The 17,597-nt window shown below is 28.3% G+C and carries 17 protein-coding genes; 15 read left to right on the forward strand and 2 right to left on the reverse strand.

Annotation, left to right across the window (positions count from 1 at the left end; genetic code table 11):
- Positions 1-852: 852 nt before the first annotated feature.
- Complete coding sequence (locus ABIN17_08540; GenBank protein ID MEO0285098.1) at positions 853-1,110, reverse strand: hypothetical protein; 258 nt, start codon at positions 1,108-1,110, stop codon at positions 853-855.
- Between the two features lie 814 nt (positions 1,111-1,924).
- Here ABIN17_08540 and ABIN17_08545 point away from each other — a divergent pair.
- The gene (locus ABIN17_08545) at positions 1,925-2,392 is read left to right on the forward strand and encodes a hypothetical protein (GenBank protein ID MEO0285099.1); all 468 of its coding nucleotides are present in this window, start codon (positions 1,925-1,927) and stop codon (positions 2,390-2,392) included.
- A gap of 12 nt (positions 2,393-2,404) precedes the next feature.
- Here the strand turns inward: ABIN17_08545 and ABIN17_08550 are convergent, their stop codons facing one another.
- On the reverse strand, positions 2,405-3,997 hold the full coding sequence (locus ABIN17_08550; protein ID MEO0285100.1) for a hypothetical protein: 1,593 nt from the start codon (positions 3,995-3,997) through the stop codon (positions 2,405-2,407).
- A 118-nt stretch (positions 3,998-4,115) separates the two neighbouring features.
- Here ABIN17_08550 and ABIN17_08555 point away from each other — a divergent pair, with 118 nt between their 5' ends.
- The 14 genes from ABIN17_08555 to ABIN17_08620 all read left to right on the forward strand — a co-directional run.
- Positions 4,116-5,663: an NADH-quinone oxidoreductase subunit M gene (locus tag ABIN17_08555; protein ID MEO0285101.1), complete on the forward strand. Its 1,548-nt coding sequence runs from the start codon at positions 4,116-4,118 to the stop codon at positions 5,661-5,663.
- Between the two features lie 15 nt (positions 5,664-5,678).
- Positions 5,679-7,097, forward strand: a complete 1,419-nt coding sequence (locus ABIN17_08560; protein ID MEO0285102.1) for an NADH-quinone oxidoreductase subunit N — start codon at positions 5,679-5,681, stop codon at positions 7,095-7,097.
- A 13-nt stretch (positions 7,098-7,110) separates the two neighbouring features.
- A complete protein-coding gene (tdh, locus tag ABIN17_08565) occupies positions 7,111-8,142 on the forward strand; it encodes an L-threonine 3-dehydrogenase (GenBank protein MEO0285103.1) in 1,032 nt (343 codons plus the stop codon).
- On the forward strand, positions 8,111-9,502 hold the full coding sequence (locus ABIN17_08570) for a hypothetical protein (GenBank protein ID MEO0285104.1): 1,392 nt from the start codon (positions 8,111-8,113) through the stop codon (positions 9,500-9,502). Before tdh ends, ABIN17_08570 begins: the two co-directional genes overlap by 32 nt.
- A 31-nt stretch (positions 9,503-9,533) precedes the next feature.
- The gene (locus ABIN17_08575; GenBank protein MEO0285105.1) at positions 9,534-11,231 is read left to right on the forward strand and encodes a carbon starvation protein A; all 1,698 of its coding nucleotides are present in this window, start codon (positions 9,534-9,536) and stop codon (positions 11,229-11,231) included.
- The gene (locus tag ABIN17_08580; GenBank protein MEO0285106.1) at positions 11,215-11,448 is read left to right on the forward strand and encodes a hypothetical protein; all 234 of its coding nucleotides are present in this window, start codon (positions 11,215-11,217) and stop codon (positions 11,446-11,448) included. The genes ABIN17_08575 and ABIN17_08580 overlap by 17 nt, the downstream gene beginning before the upstream one ends.
- Positions 11,435-12,211 (forward strand): ArsA-related P-loop ATPase, encoded by a 777-nt coding sequence (locus ABIN17_08585; protein ID MEO0285107.1) that lies wholly within the window; start codon positions 11,435-11,437, stop codon positions 12,209-12,211. The genes ABIN17_08580 and ABIN17_08585 overlap by 14 nt, the downstream gene beginning before the upstream one ends.
- Positions 12,212-12,217: 6 nt before the next feature.
- Entirely contained in the window at positions 12,218-12,661 is a 444-nt protein-coding gene (locus tag ABIN17_08590) for a hypothetical protein (GenBank protein MEO0285108.1), read from the forward strand.
- Positions 12,658-13,968 carry a hypothetical protein gene (locus ABIN17_08595; protein ID MEO0285109.1) on the forward strand — a complete coding sequence of 437 codons (1,311 nt, stop codon included), beginning with the start codon at positions 12,658-12,660 and terminating at the stop codon, positions 13,966-13,968. The genes ABIN17_08590 and ABIN17_08595 overlap by 4 nt, the downstream gene beginning before the upstream one ends.
- A 6-nt stretch (positions 13,969-13,974) precedes the next feature.
- Positions 13,975-14,451, forward strand: a complete 477-nt coding sequence (locus ABIN17_08600) for a hypothetical protein (protein MEO0285110.1) — start codon at positions 13,975-13,977, stop codon at positions 14,449-14,451.
- Positions 14,452-14,474: 23 nt separating this feature from the next.
- The gene (locus tag ABIN17_08605; GenBank protein ID MEO0285111.1) at positions 14,475-14,708 is read left to right on the forward strand and encodes a hypothetical protein; all 234 of its coding nucleotides are present in this window, start codon (positions 14,475-14,477) and stop codon (positions 14,706-14,708) included.
- Positions 14,705-15,301, forward strand: a complete 597-nt coding sequence (locus tag ABIN17_08610) for a lysine exporter LysO family protein (protein MEO0285112.1) — start codon at positions 14,705-14,707, stop codon at positions 15,299-15,301. The genes ABIN17_08605 and ABIN17_08610 overlap by 4 nt, the downstream gene beginning before the upstream one ends.
- On the forward strand, positions 15,298-16,932 hold the full coding sequence (locus tag ABIN17_08615; protein ID MEO0285113.1) for a Na+/H+ antiporter NhaC family protein: 1,635 nt from the start codon (positions 15,298-15,300) through the stop codon (positions 16,930-16,932). The genes ABIN17_08610 and ABIN17_08615 overlap by 4 nt, the downstream gene beginning before the upstream one ends.
- Before the next feature lie 229 nt (positions 16,933-17,161).
- A partial coding sequence (locus ABIN17_08620) for a hypothetical protein (GenBank protein MEO0285114.1) occupies positions 17,162-17,597 on the forward strand: 436 nt, incomplete at its 3' end.

The raw sequence follows: 17,597 nt of genomic DNA on the forward strand, positions 1-17,597 counted from the left end.
GCATATACAGGAATATAACCTGAATAAAACCTTCCGTAGGTTAACCTCCTTTTTTAATTTTAATATAACTTTTAAAAATTTAGAAGTAATGATTAATTTTAATTTTTTAAAAAATTTTCTGACAATTTTTATTAAAATAAAAGGGATTAAATTGTGACTATTTCCTATATATCTCTTTTATGAAGACATATTGATTTAATAAAAATCCTTTAACTTTAGCAATTCCACTTAGCCACACATTGAACTTACCAGAACCTATTAAATAAAGAGAAAAACTTTCCCATGAATCCTTATATTCTTCAATTCAAAACCTCCTCAATTTTTTTAAAAATCCCCTAACATTCTTTAAAATGCCCTTATCATATTTTATTATAGCATCAACTTTTCTTAAGGGCACATATATAATTGCCTTTAAATTTAAAGATTTTTATATTATTATAATTGAAATATTTAAAGGTAAACAAATCAAGTAGAAATAAGTATTTTTAAAATATGAAAAAGAGGGGAATTTTCCTTATAAAGAAAAGGACATAGAAATTTATTGCTCGGACACTCTCAATGTATTAAAAGCCGCTTTTTTATTTGATTTAATTTCCAATTTTTTTGAAATAAAGGCAACTGAAAAATCATACCCATTGATGCGTATGTCATTAAAGCAAGAAGAAAGCCTATCTTACCTTCACCAAATCCAATTTCTTTTAATTAAAGGTTAAAAAGTGATATAAAACCAGAAAACCAAAACCTTAGATAAATGTTCCAGTTAAAAATAAAACCGCATCTCTTTTAAATTTGAACATTTAATTCAACTAAAAATCCTTTATTTCTTCCTTAATAATAAGAAATTTATTGAAACTACCTCTGCTGAAGGTATAGACCTTTAATTATAGCTGAAATAATAGAAATAATGATCCAGCTCTCATTTTCACTTGAAACCAATACATCACAATTCTTATATCCTTTCCATAAAGAATAATTTTTCCACTCAAATGTCGCAATAGTATTTTCTTCTGCATCCTTAACCTCACCCTTCTGAGAGCCGAAGATAAAAGGATTTTTAAAAAAAGTAAAGCCTATTACCCTATTATAGGAATCTCTGATTTCATAGCTCATAAATGAAGGAAAGAAAGTTAACAATTTAATTTTTCGCGGATAAAATGATATAAAGGGGCTTTTGTTCAATGAAACTTTATAAGATGGGACTAAAAATGAAAAACCTCTATTTATATTAAATCGGTTCCCGGTTTTAAAATCCATAAATTCCATCTCTAATGAAAAAACAGTGCGCACTTTAGTAAAAAAAAGTATATTTCTAAAAAAATCAGATGATTTTTCTATAATTTTATAAAGGAGCTTTTTATCCCGCCAGACATCAAATTCTGCCTTAAAAGATAAAGGACCTTTTAAGATATCAATACGAAATAATATCATAATGGAAATATTTTAATACATCCTCTCCTATTAACACAAAAAATTAGCCAGATTGTAAAATACCATAAAAATATTGAATTTTTCTGGCTCAATTTCCCGTATAATCATTTTTAAATCTTTCTAATATATCTTTAAAATTTTTCAATTAGCCCCATCTTTACATCAATTTTTTGATGTGTTAAAGACTAAATAAAAAAACTTTTTTATTCTTCTTTAAATCAATTTCTTTTAATTTTTTCCCTTAAAATTTTTCATTAGAGTTTAAGCCTGCGAATTTTTTAGCACCCTAAAGGGTGCGGCTACCATAAAATTATAGAATATGGGAATAAATGTTAAAGATTTTCAAAAAATGGTAGGCGCAGGCTTTAGCCTGCGATTTTTACTATCTCACCAAATTTTTTCTCTATTTCTTCCAAATTATAACATGGCAATTTAAATTATTTCGGTCTCATAAAATAATTTTAAATTATCTATCCTTATTCAATATAATTTGAAAATGGATAAGTGCTTTCAATGTGAGAAAGGTGACACAATAAAAGAAAATACTAATTGCCCTTTCTGTGGAAAACCTGGTAAAAAGGTGAATCTAAAAACTTTAAAGTCCCTTTTGAAAGTCTCTTTGAGAAGAATATTTCCTTCAGAATCTTATTTTTTCTGTGAAACTGAAAATTGTCCTATCGTTTATTATAATTCTTCTGGTGATGTATTTAAAACCGAAGATGTAAAAGTCCCCGTTTATCAAAAAGAGTCTGAAAATCCTTTTGTTCCTGTTTGTTACTGTTTTAATCATACTCTCGGTGAAATTCTTTCTATGGTAAAGGAAAAAAGAGAAAGAGAAATTATAGATGATATAAATACAGGAATAAAGCTAAATCAGTGTGCCTGTGATTTGAGAAACCCTCAAGGTTCCTGTTGTCTCGGGAATATATATAAAATAATGAAAAAAAGTTTAAAAAATTCATAGAGTATCCTTTTTCTATAAAGCCTCTATTATTACAAGTTTTGATATTTCTCTTTTGAAATAAGTGGGTTTAAATATTTTATAAAAGTTAAGTTTTAAATAGTATTTTAAATAAGGAAAGAGTATAAAGAATTTTTTATCAAAATTGAAAAAGGGAGTATCAGGGTTTTCCCTTATCACGATATATTTCTTATTTTGAAAGGAACCTGGATCCCAATTTGAAAAATTATACTGTTTGTAAGGTTTATAAAAGTTAAAATCTGAATTTAAATCTATATTTTCAGGAATAAATAGTTTGTTGTCAATACCAAAAGCAATTTTTGACATCCCGTTTAATTCATAAAACCTCAGCCACCTGTTTAATGCTAATTTATCTTTTAATTCAGTTTTAACAACAAAAGTGTAATTATTTTTCACCAATTCATTTTCTTTCAAATTTTCTATAATACTTAGCTGGTAAAAAAAGTCAATATGGTATTTAAAATTTGCTATTAAATTTTCAATTAAGAAAGATGATAAAAAGAAATATAAAATAAAATTACCAAATTTTAATTTCAGTAATTTTTTTAAAAAGATTTTTAAGCCAAAATAAACTATGAAACTGAATCCAAGGGGAAGTAAAAGTTGATGTCTTGAATCCCAGTCCCAGAGAGTAGGAATTTTCTGGACAAATATGTAAGGTAAAACACCAATTAAAAAAATTATAATGCCAATCAAAAATTTTAAATTTAATAACTTATCTTCATTATTTTCTGATTTTTCAAGTTGATTATCAAATAAAAAATAAAAAATTAAAATCAGAAAAATAGTTATATACCATAGGGAAAAAGAGTGATTAAAAGATAAGTCAAGAGGTTCAATTAAATTTGTAAAAATAGAAATAAGAATATAAAGAGGAGTTTTTAAATTGATATTTATTGCATTATAACCTTCATATAAGCCACTCGGTTTGAAATAAGTTAATCTAAGAAACCAATATATTAATGGTAAAATTAAAAAATCAATATTATTTTTTAAGAATTTCAGGAAGTTAAAAGTGAAGGAAGTTTTAGAGTTATAATTTAAGTAGAATAAATAAGCTATTGGAAGAAGATAAAAAACAAGTAATGAGTTAGTGGTAAATGATATAAAAAAGAGTATTAGTATTATAATTCGTTTTAGAGAGGAGGGACTTTCGATATATTTGCTTAAAAGGAAAAAGGCAAAATAAAAGATTGGTAAATTAATGACATATGTAAAATGCATTAGAGAAATTTTTGCAAAACAAAGGGGTGAGAGCATAAATAAAAACGTTATTGAAAGTTTTTCATTTTCAGAAAGAAAGTTTAATTTTTTTAGAATTTCATATAAAAAAATTGTATTAAAGAAATATAAAAGGAAAACTAAAATCCGATAAATAAAAGTTCCAGCTTTCAAGAGTATAAAATGTAAATAAGAAAAATATAGTGATACACAACCGGAATGATTTTTAAACATTTCATAAATTGTTTTAAAGTTCTGATTGTATAATGCATAATCATCCCAGTAAACACCATCATAGTTCAAAAGGAGTAAGAAATTTGTTAGAAGGTGGATAATAAATAATTTAAAGTATAGTTTTCTATGCATTTTTTTTTATTCTATGAAACTTTCAATTTTTTATACAAATTCTTTTTGATTTTAAAAAAAATTTATTTTATAATTAGTGGGGTTCAAATCCAAGATTTATAATTTTTAAAAAAAAATAATGAAATTCCCATTCTTATCAATAATTGTTTTTTCACCATTTGTGGGTGCATTTTTAATGCTATTTATGAGGAGGAACCCCCTCCTTGTAAGAATTACAGCGAGTATTTTTTCAGGGATCTCTCTATTTTTCTCTATAATTTTATTTTTTTTATACGATTTTAAAAAAGGGGGGTTCCAGTTTATTGAACATATTCCTCTTGTTAAAGCCCTTGGAATTTCTTATTATCTTGGTGCAGATGGAATTTCTCTTTCTCTTTTACTTTTAACAGGCTTAATAATATTCACTGGAACTTTTGCCTCCTGGACAATCCCTTTTAGATCCCAGGAATTTTATATTCTTCTTTTTGTTCTTGTAACAGGTGTTTTTGGAGTGTTTGCATCCCTTGATTTCTTTATATTCTTCCTTTTTTATGAAATTGCAGTTCTTCCAATGTATCTTTTAATAGGAATATGGGGATCAGGTGCCGATTTAAAGCCAAAGATTCCTCCTAACAATTTCATTCAATACATAATGAGGCCTATTGATACAGCGATGAGAAATGTTACACTTGGAACAAAGGAATATGCAGCTGCAAAGCTTACCCTATACTTGCTTCTTGGTTCTGCTTTTATTTTGGTTGGAATGCTTGTTCTTTATTTTCAGGGTGGAAATACATTTTCTTATACAGAATTAAGCACAAAATATTATCCTTTAGAATTACAGAGAATTCTATTTTTAACTTTTTATGTTGGTTTTGGTGTTCTTGCTGGTGTTTTTCCACTTCATACCTGGTCTCCTGATGGGCATGCTGCTGCCCCAACTGCTGTTTCAATGCTTCATGCAGGAGTTTTAATGAAATTGGGAGCTTATGGTGCAATGAGATGGGGATGGGGACTTTTTCCTCAGGGTGCTTCTGATTTTTCTTTTCTTGTTGGATTTATTGCGTGTATAAATATTGTTTACGGTGCTCTCTCTGCTATGAATCAATTTGATTTAAAATACATTGTAGCTTATTCCTCAGTTTCACATATGGGGTATGTTATGCTTGGTCTTGCCACTCTTCATGAATGGGGAGTAAATGGTGCTGTTTTTCAAATGTTTTCCCATGGTATAATGACAGGTCTTTTATTTGCTCTTGTTGGGCTTGTTTATGAGAAATCTCATACAAGAGATATATTAAAAATGGGTGGATTTGGTAAAAAAATGCCGGGAATTGCTACTGCTTTTACAATTGCAGGATTAACATCCCTTGGTTTACCAGGACTTTCAGGATTTGTTGCCGAAGTTCTTGTTTTTATAGGAGCTGTAAAATCAGGACATTTTCCCTTTTTTTTGGCAGCAATAACCGGGACCTTTATAACTGCTGTTTATGTTTTAAGATTTTTGAAAATTATCTTTTATGGTCCCTTTGATGAAAAGGCTTGGCATGATCTTTCTGATGCAAAGGGACCTGAGTGGGTTAGCCTCTATATACTTTCCTTTACACTTATAATTTTTGGAATGTTTCCTTTCCTCCTTGTTAAGTTTATTGATTCAAGTGTTATCGAGTTTTTATCAAAATTTTAAAGGGGAGGGGTAAAAATGATAAAAGTAGCTTTAATTGAATTTTATATTATTTTTCTGATGGGTTTAACCTTCGTGTTAGATTTTATTGTTCCTGAAAAGGGAAAAGGTAAAATAATAGGTTACTTAAATTCCTTTTTGCTTCTTCTGGGTATCTTTCTTTTTATTTTCTTTAAAAATTTTGTAGGAAATTATTACGGAGATTTTTATTTTGATGAATTCTCCTATGCTTTTAAGCTTTTGTTCTTTTCTGCTGCTTTTATAGGAATTCTTGGAAGCATTCATTATGTTGAAAATGAACTTCCAAAAAGGAAGGCTGAGTATTATTTACTTATTTTAACTTCAGTTCTTGGAATGAGTATATTAGTTTCTTCCAAAAACTTTCTTTTATTTTTTGTTGCTTTTGAATTGATGAGTATTCCCCTTTATGTTTTATCTGCTATAAGGAAATATGATCAGTTGGCACCAGAGGTGGGTCTTAAGTTCTTTCTTGTAGGTGCTTTTTCTGCTGCAATAATGTTTTTTGGAATTTCCTTTATCTACGGAGCTTCGGGTTTTCTTGAATTTATAAAAATTAAATCCCTTTTAAGCGATTTTACGCCACTTTTTGCCGCTGGAATAGTTTTATTAATTGCAGGTTTGGGTTTTAAAATTGCAAGTTTCCCTTTCCACTCCTGGCTTCCAGATACATACCATGGAGCTCCTGAACCTTATGTTGCCTTTTTAGCAGTTGCCCCAAAAGCAGCTGGCTTTGCTGCTATTTTCAGAATTATTTTTGAGGTTTTACCTTCCGATAAAAGTGATATTTTACTTTTAATCATCCTTCTTTCCTTTTTCTCAATGTTTATTGGAAACCTTCTTGCTCTTCCACAAAAAAATCTTAAAAGATTGCTTGCTTATTCAAGTATTGCTCATATAGGATATATACTTGTGGGAGTAGCCTGTGGAACAAAAGAAGGTTTTAGTATGGTAATTTTTTATTTATTTACCTACCTTTTTTCCAATATGGGAGCTTTTCTTTTTGTTGAAACTGTCAGAAATACAATTAATAAAACCGATATAGACGATGTAAAAGGTCTTTCACAAAAAGCTCCTGTATTATCCCTTTCAATGCTTATAATACTTCTATCTCTCGGTGGAATCCCACCAGTTGCAGGTTTCTGGGCAAAACTTTATGTGTTTCTTGCTGGTGTTCATGCTGGATTGTGGTATCTTGCTTTATGGGGAGCAATACTCACAATTGTAGCCCTTTTTTACTATCTTATGGTTGCAAAGAAACTTTATATTGAAAATTCAGATACAGAATTTAAAACTAACATGCCATTTAATCTTAAACTTTCAATGATAATATGTATTGCAGGTATTTTGTATTTTGGAGTTTTTCCGAGAATACTTCTCGATCTTTCCAACTGGGCAGTGACAAGTTTTGTGCCTTAATGGGAGGAAAATAATGAAAGCCATTCTTAAAACTAAAGAAGGAAGAGGTTTTGAGATAAAAGATGTTAAAGAACCTGTTCCTGGAAGAGATGAGGTTATATTAAAAGTAAAAAGATGCTCCATATGTGGAACTGATTTACATATATACAGGTGGGATGAATGGATAAGAAAAAAATTTGAAATTCCAAAGATTATAGGGCATGAGGTAGCAGGTGAAATAGTTGAGATAGGAAAGGATGTTAAAAATTTTAAAAAAGGTGATATAGTTTCAGTTGAATCTCACATTATATGTCATAATTGTCCTGCCTGTAAAAAGGGAAATTACAGAGTTTGTTATAATACAAAAATTTTAGGAGTTGATGTAGATGGTGCTTATGCAGAATATGTTAAAATTCCTGCTTTTAATCTGTGGAAAAATGAAATCCATTTGCCCGAAGAAGTGCTTTCCTTAAAAGAACCCTTTGGTAATGCAGTGGATACAGTTTTGGCAGAGGATGTCTCAGGTAAAAGTCTTTTAATAACTGGTGCAGGACCTTTGGGGATGATGGCTATACTTGTTGCAAAGCATTCAGGTGCCTATCCTGTATTTGTTACAGAGGTGAAAGAGTATAGAATAAAAAAAGCAAAGGAACTCGGTGCCGATTATGTTATAAATCCCTTAAAGGAAGAAGTTTATGAAATTATTATGGAAAAAACTAAAGGTGAAGGTGTTGAAGTTCTAATAGAAATGTCAGGAAACCAAAAAGCTCTTGAAGATGGGTTAAAGTGTCTTTCACCACATGGAAGAGCTTCTTTTCTTGGAATTTTTGAAGGTAATGTAAATATAGATTTGAATAATTTAGTAATTCTAAAAAATATAAAAATTTACGGAATAACTGGGAGAGATATGTTTTCTACATGGTATAAAATTGATAAACTTCTTGAATCAGGTCTTGATCTTAGAAAGGTTATAACTCATACCTTAAAAATGGAAGAAATAGATAAAGCTATGAAATTGATGGAGGAAGGTGAATGTGGAAAAATCTCCCTTTTACCTTTCAGTTAAAGAAAAAATAAATTTTTTAGAAAACTTATTCCCAGATTATAAATATTTTCTTTCTTATTTTATAACTATTATCTTAATAAGGAGTTTTCTCTCTATTATTTTAGAGAGAAATAATTTTCCTTTAAGGAATTTGTACCATTTTTTTGTGTATTTTATTTATTTTATATTTTTTTATTCTACACTTTTAGTTATTTATTTACTTTTTACTAAATTTTTAATAAACAGAAGAGTTAAAAAAATTTTATCTTTTTATACCTCTTTTTTTACCTTTGTTGTTTTTACTCCCTTTATAAATTTTTTATTCTCTTTTAGAAAAAGCTCTGATTTTGATTATATAAGTTTTTCTTTAAAGGATCTGATTCATATACCCTTAGGTATTAAGATAGAAATTATCCTTATGGGTTTTATTACTTTCCTATATATTGTCTCTTTTAGTAAAAAATTTTATAAAATATTTTTTTTAACTATTTTGAATATTTTTTCTTATATATTTCTTTTAATTTTCCCTATTTTAATTTCTGGAAATAGCAGGGATTTTTGGAAAGGTGGTGTTTTTCCCTTTGAATTTCAAAAAATTTCAATTTTATACGGATTTCTTTTTGTTTTTTTTCTATTTTTATTTTTTCTAATTTTCAGAGAGTATAAGGAAAATATATTAAGAAAATTTATAAATTATGAGTTTATTTTTTTAAATTTGTTTTTACCCTTTATGGGTTTCTGGACATCTTATAAGATAATTTTTGAAGAGCATGAAAATTTTTTTGATTTTACTTTTAATAAGCTCATTCCCCTTTTTATTTTAATTCCTGTAATTTTCTATTCTTTAAGCAAATTTCTTTTTAGAAAAAATTTAAATTATATCCCTTTTACCTTTTTAATCTCTCTTATTTTTTCCCTTTTATTTTCCTTTTATCATTTTTTTATTATCTTTATTCTTTTTTCTATTTATATTTTGAATAGAACTTTTATCAAAACCTTTAAAATAAGACCTCTTGAAATTTCAATTGAATCTTCAGGTCTTTTTCTCTTTGGTTATACATCTACTATAAGTAAATATTTTTTAAATTTCATAGATAAATCTCTTTTTCTTTTTGTTTTTCTTTTTTTTCTTTTTTACGGAATTTCAAGATACTTTTTGATGAAAAGAAAAAAAGAAATGGGTTATCTTTTTTTTACAATTGGAATATTTTTGCTTCCCTTTCTTGGATTTGTAAATATATTTTTTTATATTCTTTTAACTACAACTTTTGTTATTTTAGGTTTATTTTATTTTATAGGTGCCCCTTCTCTTAAAACTCTTGACCTTGTAACTTATTTTTTTCTTGCTGTTTTTCTTGTTTTTTATCTTATTTATTTTTGAAACAGTAAAAGAAAAGATTTTATAATTCAAAATGGCAACTTTACTTTTATTAACAGGTGGATTTATTTATCTATTTTTTTATTTTACCTATGGAAAAATACTTGAAAAGAAAGTGGTAAAAGCAGATCCAGAAAGAGAAACCCCTGCTATCAAACTGAGGGATGATGTTGATTATGTTCCTGCTCCTAAACTTGTTCTTTTTGGACATCACTTTGCTTCAATTGCTGGTGTTGGACCTATTGTAGGACCAGCAATTGCTATGATATGGGGGTATGGTCTTCCTCTTTTATGGATATGGATAGGGAATATTTTTATTGGTAAAGTTCATGATTATCTTTCCCTTATGGCAAGTGTGAGATATGAGGGTAAATCAATTCAATGGATAGCTGGAAAACTTATGGGTGAAAGGACTCAGGTCCTCTTTAACTTTTTTGTTCTTTTTGTCCTTATTTTAGTTCTTGCTGCTTTCTCTTCAATTATTTCAAATTTATTTACAAAACAACCTGAGGTTGCAACTGCTTTTCTTTTATTTACAATACTTGCAGTGTTTCTTGGTTATCTTTTGAGAATTTTAAGAGGTAATTATGTTATTGTTACTATAATAGGTCTTGTTTTAATGCCCTTTTTATTTTATATTTCCTTTCTTTTTCCTCTGATTTTACCTTATAAAATGTGGTTAATTTTTTTATCCATTTATGTTATTTTTGCTTCCTCCCTACCTGTATGGGTTTTGCTTCAACCAAGAGATTATATAAATGCCTGGTTTCTATGGATCGGTTTATTCATTGGTATGATTTCAGTTTTTTTGAGTTTAAAATCAATAAATTTTCCATTTTTTACAAGTTTTTCACCACCTGCTATAGAAGGAAGAAATTCTCCTTTCTGGCCCACAATTCCACTTATTATTGCCTGTGGTTCTTTATCAGGATTTCACTGTCTTGTTTGTTCAGGAACTTCAAGTAAACAGCTGGATAAAGAAACATCAGGTCTCTTTGTTGGTGCGGGTTCTATGTTTACAGAGGGAATGCTTGCAACTGTTGTTGTTCTTGTAATAGGTCTTTTTGGTTTAAATTTTCTCGGTGAAATAAATGTTGGTAAGGATTATCTTTCAGAAATTGTTAAAATTGGTGGTCCAATTGGAATTTTTGCAAAAAGTTATGCAAAAGTAGTTAATTCTTCCTTTAATTTTATATCTGAAAAAATTATACTTATTTTTGCATCTTTATGGGTATCTTCCTTTGCAACAACAACTCTTGATACCTGTGGTAGAATTGCAAGGTATATTTTAAAGGAGCTTATGGAGCCTTTAACAATTAAAAAAAATTTCTGGACTAAATTACAAAATAAATATCTCCTTTCCTCTATACCTGTTCTTTTAGGGTTTTTTCTTGCAATACAGGGTTCCTGGTCTCTATTATGGCCATCCTTTGGTGGAGCAAACCAGCTTTTAGCTTCTGTTGCTCTTTTGACTATTTCTCTCTGGGTTATAAAAATTTTAAAAGTGAAGAGAATTTTTAAATTCTTAATTCTTGTGCCCTCCCTTTTTCTCTGGTTAACTGTAACTCTTGCCTTTCTATGGTATATTTTTTATGTTATTCCTTTTGTTTCTTCAAATGTTATGAATTTATTTCAAAAAATTCTTATTTCTATTATGATCTTAGTGATGCTTTATTTAAATTCAATTTTATTTATTAATTTTTATAAGTCTTTAAATGAAAAATTTTTTTAAAAAATTTTTGTTTTCTAAAATAAGAAAGGAGTTATATGAGAGAGAAAAAGTTTTTTTAATGATTATTTTTTCTCCACTTCTCGGACTTTCACCTTTTCTACCTTTTTCCTTTTTTCTTGAAATTTATCCTTATCTTGAAGAGGAAATAAAAAATAAAAAATTTTTTTTTGATGATGACCCTTTTTCAGAAGTACTCGGATTTTTTGATATCTCATAAATTTTTTTTCTTTCTTGGAAAAGGTGGTTCAGGAAAAACAACTCTTTCAATACTTTTTTCAAAATTTTTTGGAAAGAATACTCTTCTTTTTTCTCTTGATCCTGCCCATAACATTTCAGATTATCTCGGTTTAAAAGAAAAAAAGGAATTTAAAGAGTTTAAAAATATTTTTATATATGAACCTGATATAGAAAAGCTAATAGATAAAAAAGCCTTTGAGGAATCAAGGAAAATTGAAAAAATTTCTCCTCTTTTTATTTTATTTGAAGATTCTTTAAGAGAAAATTTCAGATTTTTACCAGGTATAGAAGAAGATTGTATGATTGATCTTATTATTAAGGGATTCTATGATAATTACGATAGAGTAATTTTTGATATGCCCCCAACAGCTCTTTCCTTAAGAATAGTTTCTCTTATTCTTATGAGGAAAAAACTTCTAAGTTTTTTATTGAATCAGAGAAAAAAGATAATTGAATTGAGGAAAATTCTGGGTGAAAAAATTGAAAAGGACCCTGTTTATGAAAAGATTAAAGAAAATTTGAATATATATGAAAAATTTTATCCTGAATTTAAAAAGAGTATTTTTTTCGTAGTTTACAATCCCTTTGAGGCATCAATTAAAGAAGGTGATAGAATAAATGATTTTCTAAAAAAGAATGGTTTAATTGTTAAAAAAATTATGAACAGGGTAAAGGAAGGAAGTTTTAAAGGTTTTGATATAATTATTCCTGAAATTGAAAATCCATTAAAACTTTTTGAATAATTAATTATGAAATTTTTCTTTCTTTTCTTTTTATTAATTTTTTCCTGTTCATTTTGGAATTCTATAAGACCCAGAGTTTTACCTCCACATATAATTGATGAAAAAGATGTGCCTGAGGAGATAAGGGTTTTAAAGAGAGAGAATCAAAAGTTTGTAATTTTTGAAGTTTATGCTCCCTCTGCAAGGTATGTAACACTTGCAGGAGATTTTAATGCCTGGGGAGGAACTGCAAATGGTGTTTATAACCCAGATATTGATAAGATGAATGATGATGGTGTAAAGGGTGACAGGATAAGAGGTGATGGTATATGGACGATAATAAAAGTTTTACCTCCAGGGGTATATCAGTATAAATATGTTATTGATGGAGTGAACTGGATTCTTGATCCATCAAATCCTGAGAGGATTCAAAATGGTCCTTATGTTAATTCAATTTTAAGGGTAAAATGAAAAATTTTTTTTTAATAATTTTATTAATTTTTTTATCCTGTAAAAAAAGGGAAAATCCTTATTTTAAATTGCCAGGTAATTACTATCTTTCCAATTATAGCAAAATGCAACTTGCAGGAGATTTCCAAGGATGGAATTTAGATGACCCAAATTCCTTTATGGAACTTGTTTCTGATTACAGGTGGGAAATAGATAAAAGATTTAAATATAAAAAAAATATAATGTTTAAATTTGTTCCGAATCAGAAATGGGATCCTTCCTTTGGAACTTCCTGGGAGGACACTTTACTTTATGGAAAACTTGAACTTGTTTCAGGTGAAGGAACACATATTTCAGCAAGTTTACCTGAAGATGGCTTTTACAGATTTTTATTACTGGAGGATTCATTATTTTACAGAATTGAAAAGATAAGAGGCACAGGAACAATTATGGGCAAGGTTAATTTTGAAGACATAATTAATGCTCCTTATCCAGTTTCAAAAGTTTATCTTTTCTATAAAAATTCTGATACCCTTTTAAGAAGTTTTACAACAGACTCCCTGAATAATTCTTTTGAGTTTAATGATCTTATTGATGATTCTTTTAAAATAATTGCTACTTCAAATAATTATTCTCCTGATACTGTTTTTTTATTTTTAAATTATGGTGAAATAAAAAATATAAGTTTTGTTTTGAATAAAAGCACTGTAAGAAATCCTATAATTATTGATGGAATAAATGATTTTTTAACTCAGGATCTTAGAGGTGTTGATCCTGTTTCTGATATTAATGAGCCAAATCTTGATTTAGACTCTTTATGGGCTTGTCATATTGGTGATAAGTGGTTTATAGGCTTTAATGTTAATTCAGGACCTAATTACGGTCTTGCTTTTGGAATATATATTTTTACAAATTCAGTTTCCCCATCAGGAGCTTTCTCTGACCCATGGAACAGAAAGGTTGCAGCAGGTGATTCTTTAAATCCCTTTTATCCCAAATATATACTTTATATCTGGCATACTGAAAACGATATTCTTCAAGATGCCCAATTATGCAGATGGAAGGGTTCTTCCTGGCAATATTTAAATCTTTTGAGTAAAGGTGGAGAGCAGGGTTACACCTCTCGTGATTTTTTAGAATTTTCAATACCTGATTCTCTTCTTTCAAATCCTGATTCTATTTTTATTGAAGTTTTTACAACAGGTGGAGAAAATACTCATGCCCAGGATAGTTCGCCAACTGACCCAAGTGTTAATTTTCCTTCACCTGACTGGTCAAGTAAAGTTACCTATTTATCTTCTTTTGTGAAAGTAAAAAAATTGTATTAAAAACCTATGAAGCATTCAATAACAGTAGGTTTTGCCTTTGGTATGACCTCTGGAATAATAACAACAATGGGTCTTATGGTCGGTCTTTTTTCAGGTACAAGTTCAAGGCTTGCTGTAATAGGAGGTATTCTTACAATTGCAATTGCAGATGCCTTTTCTGATGCTCTTGGAATCCATATTTCTGAAGAATCAGAGAATGTTCATACAGGAAAAGAAATATGGGTTTCAACAATTTCAACCTTTTTAGCAAAATTTATATTTGCTTCTACTTTTATTTTGCCTGTTTTATTTTTAAAATTAAATATAGCAGTTGTTGTTAATATTTTATGGGGATTCTTTGTTCTTACAGTTATAAGTTATATTCTTTCCAGAATTCAGTCTGAGAACCCCTTTAAAGTTGTATCTGAGCACTTAATTGTAGGAGCTTTAGTTGTTATCATTTCTCATTTTGTTGGTAAAGTAATTTCTCAGGTATTTAATTAATGATAAATATTTTCATATTTTTTTTGACTGGTATAATTATAGGTTTTTTATTAAAAAAATTTAACTTTTTAAAAAAATTCTCGGAAATTATTATATATATTCTTATTGCAGTTTTTCTTTTTGTAATAGGTTATTCAGTTGGTTCTGATGAAGAAATCCTATTTAATTTGAATAAAAATTTTTATTATTCTTTAATTTTTTCTATAACAGGTATTTTAGGAAGTTCTTTATTAACATATTTTTTGTTAAAAAAGTGACATCAATTTTTTTCTTTTTTTTCTTCATTTTTGGTATTTTAACAGGTAAATTTTTCTCATTTACTGAATTGCAAAAGTTTGACTATAAGACCTATGTTCTTTATATTCTTCTTTTTTTTGTTGGAGTTCAAATTGGAAGTGAAAAAAGAGTTTCAGAAATTTTTAAAAATATAAATTTTAGACATTTGTTATTTCCCTTTATTTCACTTTTGGGGACAATCTTTTTTTCTTTTTTTGTTTTTTTAATATTTAGATTTCCAATAAAGGAGGGAATAGCGATTGTGTCAGGTATGGGTTATTACAGTCTATCAAGTATTCTTGTTTCAGAAATAAAAGGTGAATTTTTTGGTGTTATAACATTAATGACTAACCTTTTAAGAGAAATTGAAACAATTATTTTTGCTCCATTGCTTATAAAAATTTTCGGTAAAAGTTCCCCTGTTGCCTCAGGAGGCGCTACAACAGTTGATACGACTCTTCCTGTTATAATAAAGTGGTGTGGTAAAGAATATCTTTTGCTTTCAATTATAAATGGTTTTTTACTTTCATTATTTGTTCCAATTTTTATAATTTTTATTTTATCTATAAAATGAAATTTTTAAAAAATTACTTTTTTCATTTTTTTGTTTTTTCCTTTTTTCTTTTTTTAAAAATTTTTTTCAAAATAGACGGAGAGAGGGAATTTTTAAGTGTTTTACCCCCTTTTTTGGCAATTATACTTACCCTTATTTCAAGAAAACTTTTAATGAGTTTATTTTTATCAGTTATTATTGGTGGTATGCTTTTTAGAGATACGGAATTTTTTTTAATAAAATCTTTAAGTTTTATAACAAATTCTCTCTTTAATATTACAAATATTGAAATTCTCCTTTTTGTTGTTTTTATTATGTCAATGATCAGTGTTATAACAGCTTCAGGTGGATTTAAATCTCTTGTTAATTATTTGATAAAATTTGCAAAGACAAAAAAAATGGCTCAATTTATCACATTTCTTCTAGGACTTATTGTCTTTATTGATGATTATGCAAATACAATGGTTGTTGGAACTTCTGCAAGACCTATAACAGATAAATTTAAAATTTCAAGGGAAAAACTTGCTTTTTTAGTTGATGCCACATCTGCTCCTGTTGCAGGAATTGCCCTTATAAGCACATGGATTGGATATGAAGTGGGATTATTTTCTGAATTTGCAAAAAGTGTGGGAATTTTAAAGGACGGTTATTCAATATTTCTTGATGTATTTAAATATAGATTTTACTGTCTTTTTATGATAATTTTTATTTTAATTTTGACTTTAAAAGGGAAAGATTTCGGTCCAATGAAAAAAGCAGAGGAGAGGGCAGAAAAGGAAGGAAAACTTTTGAATGATGGTGCTGTTCCTCTTTCTTCTAAAGGTTTTGAAAGAATAAGGGAGGATGAAAGTGCAAGGTCTTCTTTAATGACCTTTATAATTCCTGTTTTCATTTTATTTTTAACCCTCTTTTCCGGGTTATGGATTGATGGTAACGGTTTATTTTATTTAAGGGAAAATATTTTTAATTTTTTTAATCCCTATGTATGGCTTAAAGTTATAACTAATGCAGAAAATAATATATTTGTTTTATTAGTTAGTTCTTTCTTTGGGTTAATAAGTGCTTTATTAATTTCAAAAATAAATAGTGGATTGAGTTTTAAAAAAATTTTTTATTATTCAGGAAAGGGTGCTTTTTCTTCCTATTTACCCATTACAATTTTAGTTCTTGCCTGGTCTCTTAAAAATGTTTGTCTTGAATTAAAAACTGCAGAGTATCTCATAGATATTTTTAAAGGACTTATTTCTCCTAAAATTTTTCCTGCTCTTACATTTTTAGTTTCATGTCTTACTTCTTTTGCAACAGGGACAAGTTGGGGGACAATGGCAATAATTATTCCCATAGCAGGTCCTGTTGCCTTTGCTCTTGATGGAAATGTCTATGGAATTACAACAATTATGACCCTTGCCTCTATCCTTGATGGTGCAATTTTTGGAGATCATTGCTCGCCAATATCAGATACAACAATAATGAGTTCAATTTTTTCTTCCTGTGATCACATCGATCATGTTAGAACTCAATTACCTTACAGTGTTTTTGTTGCATCTTTTGCCTTTATATTCGGTTATTTATTAACTCCCTATGGGATACCCCTGATTTTAATATTTCTTTTAGTTTTTATCCTCTTTTTAATATTTTTCCTGTATATTTAAATTGCGATAATATAGAAAAAGATGTTTTTGAATTTAAAAAGGTTTACGGTATATTTATGGAAAAATTAAAATCAAGAAGATTTTGTAGTAGGAACTCTTTATAATCTTATTTAGCCAGAAAAATTAAATATTTTCATGGTATTCTAAATTAACTTGACAAAAACTTTTTTTTTAATATAATATAAAAATTATTTCAAAATTAAAATTAAAACAAAAAGGAGGTTATAAAATGAAAAAAATGGTAGCAATGCTCTTAGCGATAACAGGGTTTTATGCTCTTGAAGGTAATCAATCTGGTATTCCGGAAAAAATGGTGAAAAGCTGGACGAATGATTATATAGGATTTGAAAAAAATCTTGGGCAGATTCAGAATTTGGAAGGAGAATTTGCAAAAGAGGTTCTTTTAAGGGCAAAACTTCCTGGACTTGGTATATTTATTACAGAAAAAGGAGCTTCTTATGTAATTTATTCAAGAGAAAAATATGCAAGGATTGATGTTGATCTTTTAAATGCAAATATAAAAGAAGAGAATATAGAGTTTGATGATCCTTTACCAGGTTATACAAACTATTATCTTTCTTCTTGTCCTGATGGTATTCTTGGTGTTATAACTTATAGAAAAGTGAGGATAAAAGAGATTTATCCTGGTGTGGATTGGGTATGGA

This window comes from candidate division WOR-3 bacterium, assembly GCA_039803925.1.
Taxonomy (GTDB): domain Bacteria; phylum Hydrothermota; class Hydrothermia; order Hydrothermales; family JAJRUZ01; genus JBCNVI01.

What these genes read in the sequence shown, in the direction of transcription:
- ABIN17_08540 (MEO0285098.1), bottom strand. Translation starts at nt 1,110, where the DNA reads ATGAGCTATGAAATCAGAGATTCCTATAATAGGGTAATAGGCTTTACT.
- ABIN17_08545 (MEO0285099.1), top strand. Translation starts at nt 1,925, where the DNA reads ATGGATAAGTGCTTTCAATGTGAGAAAGGTGACACAATAAAAGAAAAT.
- ABIN17_08550 (MEO0285100.1), bottom strand. Translation starts at nt 3,997, where the DNA reads ATGCATAGAAAACTATACTTTAAATTATTTATTATCCACCTTCTAACA.
- ABIN17_08555 (MEO0285101.1), top strand. Translation starts at nt 4,116, where the DNA reads ATGAAATTCCCATTCTTATCAATAATTGTTTTTTCACCATTTGTGGGT.
- ABIN17_08560 (MEO0285102.1), top strand. Translation starts at nt 5,679, where the DNA reads ATGATAAAAGTAGCTTTAATTGAATTTTATATTATTTTTCTGATGGGT.
- tdh (MEO0285103.1), top strand. Translation starts at nt 7,111, where the DNA reads ATGAAAGCCATTCTTAAAACTAAAGAAGGAAGAGGTTTTGAGATAAAA.
- ABIN17_08575 (MEO0285105.1), top strand. Translation starts at nt 9,534, where the DNA reads ATGGCAACTTTACTTTTATTAACAGGTGGATTTATTTATCTATTTTTT.
- ABIN17_08580 (MEO0285106.1), top strand. Translation starts at nt 11,215, where the DNA reads ATGAAAAATTTTTTTAAAAAATTTTTGTTTTCTAAAATAAGAAAGGAG.
- ABIN17_08590 (MEO0285108.1), top strand. Translation starts at nt 12,218, where the DNA reads ATGAAATTTTTCTTTCTTTTCTTTTTATTAATTTTTTCCTGTTCATTT.
- ABIN17_08595 (MEO0285109.1), top strand. Translation starts at nt 12,658, where the DNA reads ATGAAAAATTTTTTTTTAATAATTTTATTAATTTTTTTATCCTGTAAA.
- ABIN17_08600 (MEO0285110.1), top strand. Translation starts at nt 13,975, where the DNA reads ATGAAGCATTCAATAACAGTAGGTTTTGCCTTTGGTATGACCTCTGGA.
- ABIN17_08615 (MEO0285113.1), top strand. Translation starts at nt 15,298, where the DNA reads ATGAAATTTTTAAAAAATTACTTTTTTCATTTTTTTGTTTTTTCCTTT.